At 60.4% G+C, this 18,108-nt stretch carries 12 protein-coding genes; 5 read left to right on the top strand and 7 right to left on the bottom strand.

Features of this window, described 5'->3' with window-relative positions:
• Window positions 1–115 precede the first annotated feature (115 nt).
• On the top strand, window positions 116–4,420 hold the full coding sequence (locus AC1RMX_RS15235) for a membrane-targeted effector domain-containing toxin (RefSeq protein ID WP_493072490.1): 4,305 nt from the start codon (window positions 116–118) through the stop codon (window positions 4,418–4,420).
• 97 nt (window positions 4,421–4,517) lie between these two features.
• On the opposite strand, the gene guaA is transcribed toward AC1RMX_RS15235, so the two are convergent.
• The 4 genes from guaA to AC1RMX_RS15215 all read right to left on the bottom strand — a co-directional run bounded on the left by guaA (window position 4,518) and on the right by AC1RMX_RS15215 (window position 9,169).
• Window positions 4,518–6,095: a glutamine-hydrolyzing GMP synthase gene (gene guaA / locus AC1RMX_RS15230; protein WP_096818575.1), complete on the bottom strand. Its 1,578-nt coding sequence runs from the start codon at window positions 6,093–6,095 to the stop codon at window positions 4,518–4,520.
• A gap of 99 nt (window positions 6,096–6,194) precedes the next feature.
• Window positions 6,195–7,664, bottom strand: a complete 1,470-nt coding sequence (gene guaB, locus AC1RMX_RS15225; protein ID WP_085709413.1) for an IMP dehydrogenase — start codon at window positions 7,662–7,664, stop codon at window positions 6,195–6,197.
• Between the two features lie 115 nt (window positions 7,665–7,779).
• Complete coding sequence (locus AC1RMX_RS15220) at window positions 7,780–8,328, bottom strand: sugar ABC transporter ATPase (RefSeq protein WP_192558923.1); 549 nt, start codon at window positions 8,326–8,328, stop codon at window positions 7,780–7,782.
• A gap of 73 nt (window positions 8,329–8,401) precedes the next feature.
• Complete coding sequence (locus AC1RMX_RS15215) at window positions 8,402–9,169, bottom strand: sulfite exporter TauE/SafE family protein (RefSeq protein WP_493072489.1); 768 nt, start codon at window positions 9,167–9,169, stop codon at window positions 8,402–8,404.
• A 100-nt stretch (window positions 9,170–9,269) separates the two neighbouring features.
• Between AC1RMX_RS15215 and AC1RMX_RS15210 the strand changes: the two genes are divergently transcribed.
• From AC1RMX_RS15210 to leuA, 4 genes are all read left to right on the top strand, one after another.
• On the top strand, window positions 9,270–10,157 hold the full coding sequence (locus tag AC1RMX_RS15210; RefSeq protein WP_096818579.1) for a LysR family transcriptional regulator: 888 nt from the start codon (window positions 9,270–9,272) through the stop codon (window positions 10,155–10,157).
• 10 nt (window positions 10,158–10,167) lie between these two features.
• Window positions 10,168–11,547, top strand: coding sequence for an exodeoxyribonuclease VII large subunit (gene xseA, locus AC1RMX_RS15205; protein WP_096818581.1), 1,380 nt, complete (start codon window positions 10,168–10,170; stop codon window positions 11,545–11,547).
• 3 nt (window positions 11,548–11,550) lie between these two features.
• Window positions 11,551–12,372 (top strand): peptidoglycan DD-metalloendopeptidase family protein, encoded by an 822-nt coding sequence (locus AC1RMX_RS15200; RefSeq protein WP_493072488.1) that lies wholly within the window; start codon window positions 11,551–11,553, stop codon window positions 12,370–12,372.
• A 343-nt stretch (window positions 12,373–12,715) separates the two neighbouring features.
• A complete protein-coding gene (gene leuA, locus AC1RMX_RS15195; protein ID WP_493072487.1) occupies window positions 12,716–14,395 on the top strand; it encodes a 2-isopropylmalate synthase in 1,680 nt (559 codons plus the stop codon).
• Between the two features lie 67 nt (window positions 14,396–14,462).
• Here leuA and AC1RMX_RS15190 read toward each other — a convergent pair whose 3' ends face one another.
• The 3 genes from AC1RMX_RS15190 to der form a co-directional block, all read right to left on the bottom strand.
• On the bottom strand, window positions 14,463–15,254 hold the full coding sequence (locus AC1RMX_RS15190; protein ID WP_493072486.1) for an amidohydrolase: 792 nt from the start codon (window positions 15,252–15,254) through the stop codon (window positions 14,463–14,465).
• Window positions 15,242–16,390, bottom strand: a complete 1,149-nt coding sequence (locus tag AC1RMX_RS15185; RefSeq protein ID WP_096818588.1) for a pyridoxal phosphate-dependent aminotransferase — start codon at window positions 16,388–16,390, stop codon at window positions 15,242–15,244. The genes AC1RMX_RS15190 and AC1RMX_RS15185 overlap by 13 nt, the downstream gene beginning before the upstream one ends.
• A 155-nt stretch (window positions 16,391–16,545) precedes the next feature.
• Window positions 16,546–18,018 (bottom strand): ribosome biogenesis GTPase Der, encoded by a 1,473-nt coding sequence (gene der / locus AC1RMX_RS15180; protein WP_096818590.1) that lies wholly within the window; start codon window positions 18,016–18,018, stop codon window positions 16,546–16,548.
• Between the last annotated feature and the right edge of the window lie 90 nt (window positions 18,019–18,108).

The raw sequence follows: 18,108 nt of genomic DNA, 5'->3' as shown, positions 1-18,108 counted from the left end.
TTCCCATACGTCATGCCTATTGTTCCGACACTTGATACACCCAACTGCCGACAGACCCGTCCTACGTCCCCTGAAATGATCCGGTCCCTATCCGTACCACCCTCAAGGAAAGACCGTGGACACATCTGAAAACACTGCATTACCCAACGTTGCCGACAAACTGGCACTCAAGAACCTCGTGCCCGCCCTGGTTCAGGCATGTCCCGACATGTACGAAATGGCCTGCGATGTCGCCAGAGATATCTTGCTTAAACATGGCGTGAATCATCTGGACCCAGAACAGGTTTACTGGCATCGCTTCAAATATTCCGCCAGCAGCTGGAAGGCATTCACCGGCTGGGAACACAACGGCAACAGACCCATCGAGTCCATGACCTTGCCGCAACTAGTGATCCAGCGGTTTCGCGTCGGGGATCAGGACAACGCCGATATGCTGGACGTGTATGGCGGTTTCTATACCGCGGGTCCGGACGCTGAGGATTTCAACGACACCAATGAAGTGCGGCTGCATGGCAACGAGGTGTTGAAGGATTTCTGGGCGATCAACTTTGCCGATCTTTTCAATCAGAAGGTCGCCTCGTTCTGGAAAAAGCACACCCGCACATTCCGCAGCCTGGCCAAGTGCACCTTTCTCGCCCAGGCCATGGAGGATCGCGAGGGAGGCCGGTTGTCGGACGATAACTTCCGAACCGTGATCAAGGCTATCGCCAGCAATGTGAGCTGGCCCGTCACACTGCAGATGTTGGAAGAGGATGCGGCGCCCGCCAAGGGAATGAATCTCAGCCTGCTGAAAGTCGGCGGTTACGTGGCGACCGATATCCTGTGCATCACCGACGGCAACGGCCGCAAAATCCTTTACACCCCAGGGGAAGTCTGGGGCCTGCACGCTTTCGATACCGTCAGGGATTTGCACTGGTGGGTGCTGTCGCAAACCCGTAAACCAGAAGACCGCAAACGCTTTCTCGCGCACTTTCAGGTGGCCGACCACGACATCATGGAGGACACCTCGTGGCGGGATGCGGCGAAAACGCAGTGGCTTTCGGTATTCAATCCCGGGGTGAGTCTCCTCGTTGAGATATTCCGCCCACCGCATATCGAAAACGTCGGACTCAATCATGTCCTGGATCTATTGGTCAGCACCTGGGACTGCGCCGATCACTCTCTGATCGAACACACGAGCGACACGCTCAAGAACGATGCCTTCACCTTCCTCGCCAGCGCCACGCACACCCGAATGATCAGCGACGCCACGTTCATGATGCACACCAATGGCGATCTGCGGAAAAAGCTGTGGATCGGCTACCTGAATGCTTTCGGTCGCCTGTTCGGCCCGATGGCCGCTGTCGGCTGGCCCGTGGCGCTGGCTGTCGTGGGTGCCGGCATTGCCAACGTCGGGTTGCAGATTGATCAGGCGGTCAATGGCAAGACACCCGGCGAGCGCAAGGCTGCCGTGACGGGCGCCATCTTCGCGACAATCGATACCCTGTTCAACGCCACCTTCCTCAAGGGCAGCGGCCGTCTGCCGGAAATAGCCGAGGCCAGTACGGTCTTCGAACCGGAAGAAAAACTCGCCGAAGCGGTGCTTGCCCGTCCCTCTCTGCCCCCGCTGGAAGAGATCGCCCCGACACGTATCCTGCCCCCGCAGCCAGAGGATTTTCTCGCCTCATTCAAGACTGAAATCACGGAGGGCACCCGCGCCGAAACCGGCGATCCCAAATTGCAGGAGATCATCCTGACCGCGTCGGGCAAACGGTACATTTACATGCGCCGCGCGGGGAGCGACGGCTTTTACCAGGTGCGCTATGTCGAACAACTATGCGGCTGGGTGATTATCGATCCCGCCAATCCTTTCTCGTTTTACCGCAATGTCCCGGTCCGTTTGAACGAAGCGCTCAGGTGGGAACCCATCGCACGCCCTGGCCTCAAGGGCGGCATGAAGATTTTCGGCAAGTGGCCCTTCGGACACACTGCCGATCCACTGCCCGAAGTGGTCGTGCAGCCGCTGGCGTACGACGTGCCGCAGACCTCGCGGCCAGCGTTGCAACCTGTGGCCGAAGCGCAGGTGGACGATTTCCCCCTGGATCCTCAGGACAGCAGCGACCGCTTCTATCAAGACTTCAAAACCCTGCGTCGCGGCCTGTATGACGATGCCATAGACGCCTATGCCACCGCCGAATTCCCGCCTCGACCGCTGGTCCCAGCCTTCAAACCCACGACACCGTTCACTGAAATGACCAAGCGCCTGTTCAAGGACGGCACCGGTCTGGTGATCGGTCAGGACAGCTCGGTAATCGGTGCCCGACGGCTACTTGTCGACAACCTCAAAGCGCTGAACAAGCAAAAGATCAGAACCCTTTATCTGGATCACTTGCTCACGGATTTCCATCAAACGGATCTGGATGTTTTCCATCAGACCGGCAAGATGCCGCCCGCCCTCGAACGATATCTGAAGGCTTTGGACGTCCGGTTCAAGACTGATCCGGCCGGGCCGCACTCCTACACCGAGCTGGTAAAAGCCGCGCAGAAAAACCACATTCGCGTGCAGGCCATCGACAGCATGGCCACCCGGCGCTTTCCAGAGATGGAAGGCACCACGGAGGTCAGCAACCGGAAAATGATGAATTACTACTCGGACACCGTGATTCAAGCCGATCAAGCCGCACGAGGTGCTCATCGCTGGGTCGCACTGGTTGATGAAGCCCGCGCCAGCCGCTTCGACAAGGTCGCCGGGTTGAGTGAACTGGAAGGGGCGGTGGCACTGCGTGTCGAGGAAAGCGCGCTGGGTCAGAATCGGGGACTGACCACCGACCCGGGAAAAAAGATCAAGGACATCCTGGGACGTCCCTTGGACGAGTTGAAAAGTGACCTGCGCCTGCAACTGGGCGCCCCGCCACCGACGGCAACCGCTCGCTCACTGGAGGAGGCGTTGCCCAAGCCTGGCATGTTCATGGTGCAGGAGCCTTCCACCCTTGTTCACCGAAGCGGCGATGGCAGCCTGGTGCGCACGCCGATCCAGCAGGACACCGCCGGTTTCTCCATCCTCCGGCCTAAGTGGTCAGCCGTCAGCGGACGTCACTTCGACAGCCTGCATGAATTGCTGGAAGCCATTGAACATGAAGGTCTCACACAGGTACGCGTGCGTATTGACCCAACCGCCACGCCCGGTCAGTTGCCAGACATTCAACCGTCCATCCCGGTGACAGAAGCGCCGCCCGCCCCCGACTTGATGGTCAAGGATCCACCTCGCTTTACCTCGCCGTATGAGATTCCGGTGCAGGCGCGGGCGGAACTGAAAAATGTTGCCCGGGGCAACGACAGCCATCTGCTGGGCGACGCCTTCAAGTCATGGAGCGGCAACTCGCCTCTCGACACGTTCAAGACGCTGCGAGGGCAACTGCACGAGGCGGCGGTGCGCTTCTATGCCGAATTGCGCCTGCCGGTGCGCCCATCGATGGAACCATTGAAATCAGGACTGTCGGGAGAAACCTTCATCGAACAGGTATTCGCGGAGTTTCGAGGACTGGTCATAGGTGAGAGTCATTCCGGTGTCGGCAGCAAACAATGGCTGATCGACAATATGCAAACCCTGGCCAACAAAGGTGTGAAGACCCTCTACTCCGAGCACCTGCTCACGGACTTTCACCAGGCCGCGCTGGACAATTACGCCAGGACTTCGGTCATGCCGCGGGATCTGGAGAACTACCTGATTCAGCTCGACAACGGTCACATGACCGATCCGCTGCAACGCTACACCTTTCTCAATCTGGTCAAGGAAGCCAATCGCAACGGAATACGCGTTCAGGCCCTCGATTGCCTGGCCAGCTATCGGGTTGAAGGAATGAGAACGGCTGACCTGTCGGCGCGCCAAAGAATGATGAACTACTACGCTCACACCGTGATCGAGGCCGACCAGGCCGCTCGTGGGCCGCACAACTGGGTGGCGCTGGTGGGAAATTCCCACTCCAACACCTTTGAAGGCGTTGCCGGTGTCAGTGAGCTGGAAGGCGCCGTCGGTCTGCGCGCCGAAGATGTCGCTGAAGGTCAGTCCGGTGGTATCGAAGCGGATCCCGGTAAAAGTCTCGGCGATCAAATGGGCAAGAATGAGGCGCTCGTCAAAGGCGACCTGCGCCTGCAAGTCGAAACGCCGTGGTATGCGCGGACGAACTCAGAGATTGAACAGTTACTTTCCCGACCTGGCATGTATACCTTGACCAAGAAACTGCGCAACACACTCCTGGTTCATCGCAGCCGCACCAACCTGATCGTGGAAACTGATATTCGCTTCGAATCCGACCGCGTATTCATTGAACGGCCCGAATGGCCCACCGTGCATGAAAAACGCTTCGCCAATCTCCAGGCGCTGCTGAAGGCCCTCGATGGACGAGGCATGAAGCTGGCCGGCTGGTCCAAGCCGTTGTAATCGACGTCTGATCGCCAGAAACAGAAAAGCCGCGTGAAACATTGTTTCACGCGGCTTTTTGTTGATCCGGCTTCAAGCCATCACGGCTTGCGCGAGATCACTCCCACTCAATGGTCGCCGGCGGCTTGCTCGACACGTCGTAAGTGACGCGGGAGATGCCTTCGATTTCATTGATGATGCGGCCGGAAACGGTTTCCAGCAGTTCGTAAGGCAGGTGTGCCCAACGCGCGGTCATGAAGTCGATGGTTTCCACGGCACGCAGGGCCACGACCCAGGCGTAACGACGGCCGTCACCGACAACACCAACCGACTTGACCGGCTGGAACACTACGAACGCCTGACTGACCTTGTGGTACCAGTCGGCCTTGCGCAGTTCTTCGATGAAGATGTGGTCGGCGCGACGCAGCAGGTCGGCGTATTCCTTCTTCACTTCACCGAGGATCCGCACGCCCAGGCCCGGGCCCGGGAACGGGTGACGGTAGACCATGTCGTACGGCAGGCCCAGTTCCAGGCCCAGACGACGGACTTCGTCCTTGAACAGTTCGCGCAGTGGCTCGACCAGTTTCAGGTTCATCTCTTCCGGCAGGCCGCCCACGTTGTGGTGCGACTTGATCACGTGAGCCTTGCCGCTTTTCGCGCCAGCCGACTCGATCACGTCCGGGTAGATGGTGCCCTGAGCGAGGTACTTGATGTTGTCCAGCTTGCAGGATTCGGCATCGAACACGTCGATGAAGGTGCGACCGATGATCTTGCGCTTCTTCTCTGGATCGGCTTCGCCGGCCAGGTTGTTCAGGAACTGGTCTTCAGCGTTGGCGCGGATCACCTTGACGCCCATGTTCTCGGCAAACATGGCCATCACTTGCTCGCCTTCGTGCAGACGCAGCAGGCCGTTGTCGACGAATACGCAAGTCAGTTGATCGCCGATGGCCTTGTGCAGCAGCGCCGCAACCACCGAGGAGTCCACACCGCCGGACAGACCCAGCAGCACGTTGTCGGTACCGACCTGTGCGCGGATGTTGGCGATGGCGTCTTCGGCAATCTTCGACGGGGTCCACAGCGCTTCGCAACCGCAGATGTCGAGGATGAAGCGCGACAGGATGCGACCGCCCTGCTTGGTGTGGGTCACTTCCGGGTGGAACTGCACGCCGTAGTAAGCGCGCTCGTCGTTGAACATGCCGGCGATCGGGCAGCTCGGAGTGCTGGCCAGGATGTGGAAGTCTTCCGGCATCTTGGTGACCTTGTCACCGTGGCTCATCCATACGTCGAGGCCGAACAGGCCGTCGGCGTCGATGTGATCTTCGATGCCGTCGAGCAGGCGGCTCTTGCCGACCACGTCAACGCGGGCATAACCGAACTCACGCAGCTCGGAACCTTCAACCTTGCCACCCAGTTGCTCGGCCATGGTCTGCATGCCGTAGCAAATACCGAAGACCGGTACGCCCAGGTCGAACACCGCTTGCGGGCAGCGCGGGCTGTTGGCTTCGTGCACGGACTCGGGGCCGCCGGCGAGGATCACGCCTTTTGGCGCGAATTGGCGAATGGCTTCCTCGTCCATGTCGAACGGATGCAGTTCGCAGTACACGCCGATCTCGCGCACGCGGCGAGCGATCAGTTGGGTGTATTGCGAACCGAAGTCGAGGATCAGGATGCGGTGAGCGTGAATGTCGAGGGCCATGATTCAGTCTCGTCTAAGTAATTCAGAAACAGTCTTGATTCAGAAACGACTCGGGGCTGAATAAAACAGCCCCGGTCATTTAACGTTTTGCTTGAAGCCTCAACCTACGCGGTAGTTTGGCGCTTCTTTGGTGATCTGCACGTCGTGAACGTGGGATTCGGCCATGCCGGCACCGGTGATCCGCACGAACTCAGGCTTGGTGCGCATTTCTTCGATGTTGGCGCTGCCGGTGTAACCCATCGAGGAACGCAGACCGCCCATCAACTGGTGAATGATCGCGCTCAGGGTGCCCTTGTAAGGAACACGGCCTTCGATGCCTTCCGGAACAAGCTTCTCGGCGCCTGCCGAGGAGTCCTGGAAGTAACGGTCGGAGGAACCTTGAGCCTGGGACATGGCGCCCAGCGAACCCATGCCGCGATAAGCCTTGTACGAACGGCCCTGGAACAGTTCGATCTCGCCCGGTGCTTCTTCGGTACCGGCGAACATCGAGCCCATCATCACGCAGGAAGCACCGGCAACGATGGCCTTGGACAGGTCACCGGAGAAACGGATGCCGCCGTCGGCGATCAACGGAACACCGGTGCCTTCAAGGGCAGCGGCGACGTTGGCGATGGCACTGATTTGCGGAACGCCGACACCGGCGACGATACGGGTGGTGCAGATCGAGCCAGGGCCAATACCGACCTTGACGGCGTCGGCGCCGGCTTCGGCCAGGGCCTTGGCGGCTGCGCCGGTGGCGATGTTGCCGCCGATCACCTGCACTTCAGGGAAATTCTCCTTGACCCAGCGAACGCGGTCGATCACGCCTTTGGAGTGACCGTGAGCGGTGTCGACCACCACTACGTCCACACCGGCATTGACCAGCGCGGCAACGCGGTCACCGGTGTCTTTACCGGTACCGACTGCAGCGCCGACGCGCAGACGACCTTGGTCGTCCTTGCTGGCCAGCGGGTAAGCCTTGGCTTTTTCGATATCTTTGACGGTCATCATGCCTTTGAGGGCAAACTTGTCGTCGACGATCAGGACTTTTTCCAGGCGGTGCTTGTGCAGCAACTCGCGGACTTCGTTCTTGTTGGCGCCTTCGCGAACAGTGACCAGACGCTCTTTCGGCGTCATCACTTCACGAACGGTGGCTTCCAGACGGGTTTCGAAACGCACGTCACGGGAAGTGACGATGCCGACCAGGTCGCCATCGTGCAGCACCGGAACGCCGGAAATGTTGTGCATGCGGGTCAGTTCGAACAGATCACGAACCGTGGCGTCAGCCTCGATGGTGATTGGGTCCTTGACCACACCGGCTTCGAACTTCTTGACCTTGCGGACTTCGGCAGCTTGCTGCTCGATGGTCATGTTCTTGTGGATAATGCCGATGCCACCTTCCTGAGCCATGGCGATTGCCAGACGGGCTTCAGTAACGGTGTCCATGGCGGCAGAAACCAGAGGAATATTCAGTTCGATGCCACGGGTGAGGCGGGTCTTGAGACTGACTTCGTTAGGAAGCACCTCGGAATAACCAGGCACTAAAAGAATGTCGTCGAAGGTCAGAGCTTCTTGGCTGATACGCAGCATCGCGGGGGCTCCCGAGCGGGAAAATGGAAGCGCGCCATTATAGTCAGACACCCCTTCGGGTTCAATGTAAAACTTGTCTTATATCAATGTTGCTGATGTACGGGAAAAGCGCACCCTACAACTCGACCTTGACCCAGCTCACCGGTTGATCCAGCCAGTCGGCGAATTCGTCGATGAAACTCTGCTTGAACCCCGCCTCCAGCCAGTTGTTGAAGATGAAACCGAGGTTGGAAAACCCGCACTCCTGCAAATACAGAAAACCGTTGATGTCATCTTCATGCCCGCATTCAGGGCAGGTGAAATTGTCGGTACGGCCCGGCATCCAGTCTTCCAGGCTTTCGAACAGCGCTTCGCCGATCTCCTGACGGCACTCGGCGCAACCGGCCTCTTCGAGAAAGCCTTTGGCCGGGGTGTAGATGCAGCGTTTGGTGACGACCTCCAGACCATTGATCGGCTCACCGAACGGCAGCGCCTCGGGGTGCAGCACCACCGCGCGTGCGCCATCGGCGATGGCGTAGGCCATGCGATTGCCGGTGCGCCCGCAGGTGCTCAGCTCTTCCTTGACGATGTTCTTGCGCACCAGCCAGCGCAGGATCGCCCGGGCCCGGGGTTCGTGCACCGGCAGGTTGGAGATTTTCGGGACGATGATGCTTTGGGAATTCATGGTGCAAGCCTGCTGCGTCAAAGGATGTTCTGCGACGAACGCGGCCGGCAGCTTAATCCCTGAGACAATCCGGTCAAGTGCTTAAATAGCGGCCGATCAGCGCCAGACCGCTCGCCAGCACCAGCCAGGTCACCAGCCGCACGAAGGCCTCGCGGGACAAACGCATGGTCAGCCGCCGTCCAATCCACAGTCCCAGCGCCATGGCCGGCAACAGGCACAGTGCAAGCATCAACAAGGGTAGCTCGGCATACACCCCGGCGATGGCGAACAGGCTCAAACGCACCACCGTGCTGCAACTGATCAGCGCACTTTGCGTGGCCCGGGCCGCGTCCTTGGGCAGTCGGCTGTTGAGGTAGATCGCATAAAGAAAGCCGCCACTGCCGAACAACGCCCCGAACAGCCCGCCCACCGAGCCCATCGGCAACGCCCACATCGCGGACAACTGCGCCGGCCGGGCCTTGATCCACAAGCTGTAAACCGCGTAGGCACTGATGAACAGCCCCATCAACAGCAACAACAGGTCGGACTTGAGGTTAAGCAGGAAAATCACCCCCAGCGTGCACCCCACCGCCATGCACGGCAGCAACCTCAGCAATTCCGGTTTCGCCACATCGCGCCGCGACGGCAGCAGATTGCCGAACGCGGCGACGAAATCCAGCAGCACCAGCAACGGCACGATCTTCGACAACGGCATGAACAGAATCAGGATCGGCCCCGCCACCAGCGCCGTGCCGAAACCGGCAATGCCGAACACGATGTAGGCCAGCGCGATCGCCAGTCCGATCACCACCCAGCCCTGCACGCCCCACGACCATTCGCTCAACAACCCCGCCACACTCATTCGCTCGCTTCCTATATAAGCCTGCGATGACTTTAGCCAGCGCCGAGGGTTGCGACTAATATCATCGAAACCACCAAGCCATCTCGAAAAGGCATGTCTCGTGCTTTCAACCCGTCAATTGCGTTACTTCGTGGAAATCGCCGAGAGCGGCAGCTTCAGCGCTGCGGCCGAACGCCTGTTCATCGCCCAGTCGGCACTGAGCCGGCAGATCAAGGACATGGAAACCCGCCTGCAGACGCCGCTGTTCGAACGCACGGCGCGCCAGCCCCGGCTCACCGCCGCCGGCGAAGCGTTCTTGCCCCGGGCGAGAAACCTGCTCAACGAATTGAACAAGGCCAGCACCCTGGCCACGGAAATCGGCCAGGGCCAGCGCGGCACCTTGCGCCTGTCTCACTCCAGCACCGTACCGATCAGCGGCCGACTGTTGCGCGACATGAGCACTTACCTGGAGCAACAGCCCGGGGTTTCGCTGGACATCGGCACGTTGTCTTCGGAGGCACAGCTTGAAGAACTGGCCGAGGGCCGGCTCGATATCGGCCTTCTACGCCTGCCGGTTTTGCGTCAGCGCGAGGGCGTTCAGGTTGTGCCGCTCTACACCGAACGCTTGCTGCTTGCCGTGCCAGCGGAGCATCGACTGGCTTTGGCGGAGGCAGTCGATCTGGCGCAATTGAAGGACGAAGCGTTCATCTCCATCCCCCATCCGCAACGGGGCGGGCTGAGCTATTTGTGCGCGGACCTGTGCATGCGTCACGGTTTTTTCCCTCAGGCTGCGCGAGTGATGTCGCGCAAGACCACACAGTTGCAATTGATCCAGGCGGGATTTGGCATTGCTCTGCTGCCGGAATCGATGCAGGACATCGCGCCCGCCGGTGTGAGATTTCTGCCACTGACCGGCGATTGCCAGAGCACCGTCGCCCTCGCCTTTCGGCAGAATCCCACACCGTTGGTGCAACACTTCCTCCAGACATTCACCGGCGAAAGCCTTTAAACTGCGCCCCATGATTAAAGATCCCTTTGCAAGACTCGGCCTGGACCGCGAAGTCCTGACCGTCAGCCAGCTCAACGGCCGCGCGCGGGTGTTGCTCGAAGACGTGTTCAGCAACATCTGGGTCGAAGGCGAAATTTCCAACCTCGCCCGCCCGGCGTCCGGCCACGTGTACTTCACGCTCAAGGACAGCGGCGCCCAGGTGCGTTGTGCGCTGTTCCGCCAGAATGCTGCTCGCGTGCGTCAGGCGCTGAAGGATGGCCTGGCGGTCAAGGTGCGTGGCAAGGTCTCGCTGTTCGAAGGACGTGGCGACTATCAACTGATCCTCGACACGGTAGAGCCTGCCGGCGACGGTGCGCTGCGTCTGGCCTTCGATGCCTTGAAGGAAAAACTCAGCGCCGAAGGTTTGTTCAGTGCCGAACGAAAAGTCCCGCTGCCAGCCCATCCGCAACACGTCGGCATCATCAGTTCGCCGACCGGCGCGGTGATCCGCGACATCATCAGCGTGTTCCGCCGCCGTGCGCCGCAGGTCAGACTGACGCTGATCCCCACCGCTGTTCAGGGCCGCGAAGCCACGGCGCAGATCGTCCGCGCTCTTAAACTCGCGGACGCCCGGGGTTTCGATGCGCTGATCCTGGCTCGCGGCGGTGGCTCGCTGGAAGATCTCTGGTGCTTCAACGAAGAGGCCGTGGCCCGGGCAGTGGATGCCTGTGTGACACCGATCGTCAGCGCGGTCGGTCATGAAACCGATGTGTCGATCAGCGACTTTGTGGCTGACGTTCGCGCACCGACGCCCTCTGCGGCGGCCGAATTGCTCGCCCCGGATTCCAGCCACCTGATCCGTCAGGTCGAAAGCCTGCATCGCCGGCTGGTGATGCGCATGCGTGACCGCCTGATGCGTGATCGTCTGCGTCTTGAGGGCATGGCTCGTCGTCTGCGCCATCCCGGCGAGCGACTGCGCCAGCAGGCACAACGCCTGGATGACCTGGACATGCGTATGCGCCGGGCGTTCGAGCGCCAGCTCAACACCCGCCGCGAACGCCTGATCCGCCTGGAAACCCGCCTCGCCGGGCAACACCCGGGACGGCAACTGGCCCTGTTGCGCCAGCGTCTCGACAGCCTCGCCGAGCGCCTGCCACGCGCAATGAACGAAGGCCTGAAACGGCGCCGTTTACAGTTGCAAAGCCAGATGCAGACCCTGCATGTGGTCAGCCCGCTGGCGACCCTTGGCCGTGGCTACAGCATTCTGCTCGACGAGCGTGGCAATGCGATCCGCGACGCGGCGCAAACCCACACCGGCCAGCGCTTGAAGGCCAGACTGGGCGAAGGCGAACTGCAAGTGCGCGTCGAGGACAATCACCTGACGCCCGTCACCCTCTCTTTACTGGACTGATCCATGCCGCGTTTTCTCGCTCCGCTGTTGTTGCTGTGCCTGACCTTCAACGCCCACGCCGACAGCTACATCACCCGGCTGCTGAACAAACCGGTGCCGGGCGGCGTTGCTGTCGTCGATCTGGGCACTGCCGCGCAAGCGCCGAAAGCCACGTATCAGGGCAAACCGGTGCTGGTGGTCAAGGAACAGAACAACTGGCTGGCGATTGTCGGCGTACCGTTGACCGTCAAACCCGGCACCCAGCAGATGAACAGTGGCGGCAAGAATCTGAACTTCACCGTCGGCAACAAGAAGTACCCGGAACAGCACATCACCCTGAAGAACACGCAACAGGTCAATCCGAACCCGGCGAACCTCAAACGCATCGAGGGTGAGCTGGCCGAGCAGATCAAGGCCTACCGCAGTTTCAGCCCGAACACGCCGAGCAACCTGTTGCTGGACAAACCGGTCAACGGGCCGTTGTCGAGCAAGTTTGGCGTGCGCCGTTTCTTCAACGGTGAAGAGCGCAACCCTCACGCCGGCCTCGACTTCGCGGTGCCGGCCGGCACACCGATCAAGACCCCGGCGGCGGGCAAGGTGATCCTGATCGGCAATTACTTCTTCAATGGCAACACCGTGTTCGTCGACCACGGCCAGGGCTTCATCAGCATGTTCTGCCACATGTCGAAGATCGATGTGCAGAACGGTCAGCAACTGGCGCGCGGTGCGGTAGTCGGCAAGGTGGGTGCCACAGGTCGGGCGACAGGGCCGCACATGCACTGGAACGTCAGCCTGAACGACGCGCGGGTCGATCCGGCGATTTTCATTGGTGCATTCCAACCTTGATTCCGGGCTGAGCCTACTCCCGCGGGGATTGCGCACGACGAATGGTCTGCGCAATCCCCGTCAACAATTACCGCCATATCAAGAATAAAATCTCGGAAAAAACCGCTTTCCGGGTATTCCTCTCAATTTTTTTCGACTGCTTGCCATCCTCATCCCCCGCGGTTAGGGTTGAAGGCATGAAAACCTCTCACACCCTTATTCAGCTTCGCCAGCACCGCAGCCTGTGCCTCGTCAGCGCACGACTGCCGGGCTGAATCGCTGCGCCTCGTCCCAAGCTTCTCCCCGAACATTCGTTCCACCGGCAGGCCGCCTCTTTTCGGCCCAGACAATAAGGAATTTCCCGATGAGCATGCTCAAAGACCCGTCTTCGAAATACCGCGCGTTTCCTGTGATCAACCTGCCGGATCGCACCTGGCCGTCGAAAACCATCGATGCCGCGCCGATCTGGTGCAGCTCCGACTTGCGTGACGGCAACCAGTCGCTGATCGAGCCGATGGACGCGGTGAAAAAGCTGCGCTTCTGGAAAACCCTGGTGCAAGTGGGCGTGAAGGAAATCGAGGCGTCGTTCCCGGCCGCTTCGCAAACCGACTTCGACTTCGTGCGGACCCTGATCGAAGAAGGCCACATCCCGGACGACACTACCATCCAGGTGTTGACCCAGGGCCGTGAAGACCTGATCGAGCGCACCTTCGAATCCCTGCGCGGGGCGAAGAAAGCCATCGTTCACCTGTACAACGCCACCTCCCCTTCTTTCCGTCGCATCGTGTTCAACCAGGACAAGGACGGGATCAAGGCCATCGCCGTGAACGCCGCCAAGCTGTTCGTCAAATACGCAGCCATGCAGCCGGACACCGAATGGACTTTCGAGTACTCGCCGGAAACCTTCAGCGCCACCGAGCTGGAATTCGCCAAGGAAGTCTGTGACGCCGTGATCGAGGTCTGGAACCCGACGCCTGAGCACAAGATCATCCTCAACCTGCCGGCCACCGTTGAATGCGCGACCCCGAACGTCTACGCCGACCAGATCGAGTGGTTCCACCGCAACATCAACCGTCGTGACAGCGTGATCATCAGCCTGCACACCCACAACGACCGTGGCACTGGCGTGGCCGCCACCGAGTTGGGCCTGATGGCTGGCGCCGACCGTGTCGAAGGCTGCCTGTTCGGCAACGGCGAGCGTACCGGTAACGTCGACCTCGTCACCGTGGCACTGAACATGTACACCCAGGGCCTCGACCCGCAACTGGACTTCTCCGACATCGACGGCGTGCGCAAAGTCGTCGAAGAGTGCAACCAGATTCAGGTTCACCCGCGTCACCCGTACGTCGGCGACCTGGTGCACACCGCGTTCTCCGGCTCCCACCAGGACGCGATCCGCAAGGGTTTCGCCCAGCAGAAATCCGACGAGCTGTGGGAAGTGCCGTACCTGCCGATCGACCCGGCCGACATCGGTCGCAGCTACGAGGCGGTAATCCGCGTCAACAGCCAGTCGGGCAAGGGCGGCATCGCCTACCTGCTGGAGCAGGAATATGGCATCAGCCTGCCACGTCGCATGCAGATCGAATTCAGCCAGGTCGTGCAGCGTGAAACCGATCGCCTGGGCCTGGAGATGACTGCCAAGCAGATTCACTCGCTGTTGATCAGCGAATACCTGCAAGCCAACACTCCGTACGCGCTGGTCAGCCATCGCCTGCAGGAAGAAAACGGCAACAGCGCCGTCGAAGTCGAAGTCGCGAGCAAGGGTCAGGGCGAAACCAACCTGCATTGGCGCGGCAAGGGCAACGGCGCGCTGGAAGCGCTGGTGGCCGGTCTGCCGATTCCGGTGGAGATCATGGACTACAACGAACACGCCATCGGCGCGGGCACCAACGCCAAGGCAGCGGCGTACATCGAGTTGCGTGTGAACGGTGAGCGTGCGGTACACGGCGTGGGCATCGATGAAAACATCACCACGGCCAGCTTCAAGGCACTGTTCAGCGCGCTGAACCGTTCGCTGAGCCAGCCGGAAGCGAAAGCGGCGTAACTCACCGCTGAAATACAAAAGGCCCCGGGGTTTGCACCTCGGGGCCTTTTTCGTTCTGAACCGACTATCAGGTGAACTCGAAAGTATCCGCGTCCAGATTCGCCGGAAACCGCTCTCGGTAAGCCGCCAGCGATTCCGCCTCCAAAACTACCTTGAACACCCCGTCCGCCTCCCCCGCCGCGAGCAACGTTTCGCCCTGGAAATCCAGCACCTGACTGTCGCCGGTGTAGGCAAAGCCCTTGCCGTCAGTACCGACTCGGTTGACCGCCGCTACATAACACAGGTTTTCAATGGCCCGGGCCGGCAGCAGCCGGTTCCAGTGCTGACGCCGTGCACCCGGCCAGTTGGCGGTGTACAGCAGCAGGTCGGTGTCTTGCGCATCACGGCTCCACACCGGGAAGCGCAAGTCGTAGCAGATCAGCGGACGCACCCGCCAGCCTTTGAGCTCGAACTGCACCTGCCGTTCGCCGGGGGTGTAGTGGTTGTGCTCGCCGGCCATGCGAAACAGGTGGCGCTTGTCGTAGTGCAGCACTTCGCCGTCCGGTCGCGCCCACAGCAAGCGGTTGCGGTGGCTGCCGTCGGCGGCCTGGATGATCACGCTGCCAGTGACCACGGCATCCAGTTTCGCCGCCTGGGCCCGCAGCCATTTGCTGGTCGGGCCGTTTTCGGCTTCGGCCAGGGTTTCGGATTCCATGGAGAATCCGGTGGTGAACATTTCCGGCAGGATAATCAGATCCGCACCGCGCGCCTGCTCCAGCAAAGCGTCGAAATGCTCAAGGTTGGCCTGACGATCATGCCAGGCCAGGCTGGTCTGGATCAGCGCCAGATTGAGATCGGGTAAAGCACTCAGATCACGCATAGTTTTGCCGCCGCTTCCCGCAGCGTCTCCTCGCGTTTGGCAAAGCACAGACGCACCAGGCGCTGGCCTTCGGGTGGATTCTGGTAGAACACCGACACCGGGATACTGGCTACGCCATGCTCGCGGGTCATCCACATCGCCATCTCGACATCGTTCAAGTCAGGACGGATCTGCGAGTAATCGACCAGTTGGAAATAGGTGCCGGTGACCCGGGTGAAGCTGAATCGCGAAGGCTCCAGCAAATCGCAGAACAGATCACGCTTGGCCTGATAGAAACCCGGCAGTTCTTCGACGTGTTCCGGATGCTCGGCCATGTAATCGGCCAGAGCGTACTGCAGCGGCGTCACACCACAGAAGCTGACGTACTGGTGCACTTTGCGCAGCTCGGCTGTCAGGGCCGGAGGTGCCACGACGTAGCCGGTTTTCCAGCCAGTGACGTGATAGGTCTTGCCGAACGAACTGACCACGAACGCCCGCTGATACAGCTCTTCATGAGCCAGCACACTGACGTGCGGCACACCGTCGAACACCAAGTGTTCGTACACTTCGTCGCTGATCACATAGATGTCGCGGTCACGGATCAACGCCGCCAACTGGTCGAGCTCGGCACGACTGATCAGCGCGCCGCTCGGGTTGTGCGGGGTGTTGAGGATGATCATCCGCGTACGCGGGCTCAGGGCTGCACTGAGCTTGTCAAAGTCGATGGAAAAATCATTCAGGCCCAACTGCACATGCACGCAGCGCCCGCCGGCCAGCTCCACCGACGGCTCATAGCTGTCATAAGCCGGGTCGAACACGATGACTTCGTCGCCGCTGTGGATAACCGCCTGGATCGCACAGAAGATCGCCTGGGTCGCACCGGGGGTCACGGTCACTTCAGTGTCGGCATCGACGTTGGCGCCATAGCTGCGAGCGATTTTGGCCGCGATCTGCTGACGCAACGCCGGCAGGCCGGTCATCGGCGAATACTGGTTATGGCCACTGGCAATGTGCCGACCGACCGCATCGCGCAGCGACTGCGGGCCGTCGAAATCGGGAAAACCCTGGGACAGGTTGATGGCTCCGGTCTGTGCCGCGAGCTGAGACATCTGCGTGAAAATAGTGATGCCGACATTCGGCAGCTTGCTGGTAATCATCGGGGTTCCCTGCTCTGCCCCGGCACTGACGACGGCGCGGGAGAGCCCGAGGATAGCCCATCCGGCGCCCATAAAAAAAGGGCGCCAAACGGCGCCCCTTCTCTCTCGATGATCGTTCCTGTGCTGTGCATGGAAACGATCAACGGGCAGCGACCTTACTTCTTGTCGCGGCGCTTCTTGCTGGCCTTCTTGTTGTGCGACATCAAACGACGCTTCTTGTTGACCTGGCGGTCGGTCAGCGTGTTCTTGTTGCCTTCGTACGGGTTCTCGCCACCCTTGAACTCGATACGGATCGGCGTACCGACCAGTTTGAGCACACGGCGGTAAGTGTTTTCCAGATAGCGCACGTAGGACTTCGGCACTTTCTCGATCTGGTTACCGTGGATCACGATGATCGGCGGGTTCGCACCACCCAGGTGAGCGTAACGCAGCTTGATCCGGCGGCTGTTGACCATCGGCGGCTGGTGCTCGCTGACTGCGTCTTCGAGGATCTGCGTCAGGCGGCTGGTCGGCCAGCGGGTGACCGCAGACTTGAACGAGTTCTGCACCGAAGCGTAGAGGTTGCCCACGCCGGTACCGTGCAGTGCCGAGATGAAGTGGATGTCGGCGAACTCGACGAAGAACAGGCGACGTTGCAGCTCGATCTTCACGAAGTCGCGCTCGCTCGGCGTCATGCCGTCCCACTTGTTGATCGCGATCACCAGCGCACGACCAGCTTCAAGGGCGAAGCCCAGCAGGTTGAGGTCGTGATCGACCACGCCTTCGCGGGCGTCCATCACGAAGATCACCACGTTGGCGTCTTTGATCGCCTGCAGGGTTTTGACCACGGAGAACTTTTCGACTTCTTCGTGGATCTTGCCGCGCTTGCGCACACCGGCGGTGTCGATCAGCGTGTACTTCTCGTCGTTACGCTCGAACGGGATGTAGATACTGTCGCGGGTGGTACCGGGTTGGTCATAGACGATCACCCGGTCTTCACCGAGCATGCGGTTGACCAGCGTCGACTTGCCAACGTTAGGACGACCGATGATGGCGATCTTGATGCCGTCTTTTTCGCTCGGGCCAGGAATGCGCTTGGCTTCCTCGCCTTCGGCAACGATCTCTTCCTCTTCGCCTTCCGCCGGTTCGTCATCATCGCGCGGGAAATCGCTCAGGGCGGCTTCCAGCAATTGAGTGATGCCGCGGCCGTGGGCGCCAGCGATCGGAATCGCGTGGCCCATGCCCAGCGGGGCGAATTCGGCGCGGGCCATTTCCGGGTCGATGTTGTCGACCTTGTTGGCGACCACGTGGGAACGCTTGTTACGTTTGCGCAAGTGTTCGGCGATCATCTGGTCGGCGGCGGTGAAACCGGCCTTGGCATCTACCAGGAACAGAACGACATCCGCTTCTTCAATGGCCAGCAGCGACTGCTCGGCCATTTTTTCGTCCATACCATGTTCGTCACCGGAGATACCACCGGTGTCGATCAGAATGTAGGAACGCCCTTGCCATTTGGCCTCACCGTACTGGCGATCACGGGTCAGACCGGACAAGTCGCCGACGATGGCGTCGCGAGTCCTGGTCAGGCGGTTGAACAAGGTGGACTTGCCGACGTTCGGTCGGCCCACCAGGGCGATTACGGGAACCATGCGGCTCTCCACTTCGTTATTTCAGAAAATACAAAAGCCGCTGCGAGGCAGCGGCTGGTGCTCGGGGCAACGCCAGAAAGCGCTGCAAGC

Source organism: Pseudomonas sp. GW822-FHT03F04 (genome assembly GCF_058801405.1).
Note: the sequence above shows the minus strand (reverse complement) of the source record. Positions and strands in the feature narration are given on the sequence as shown.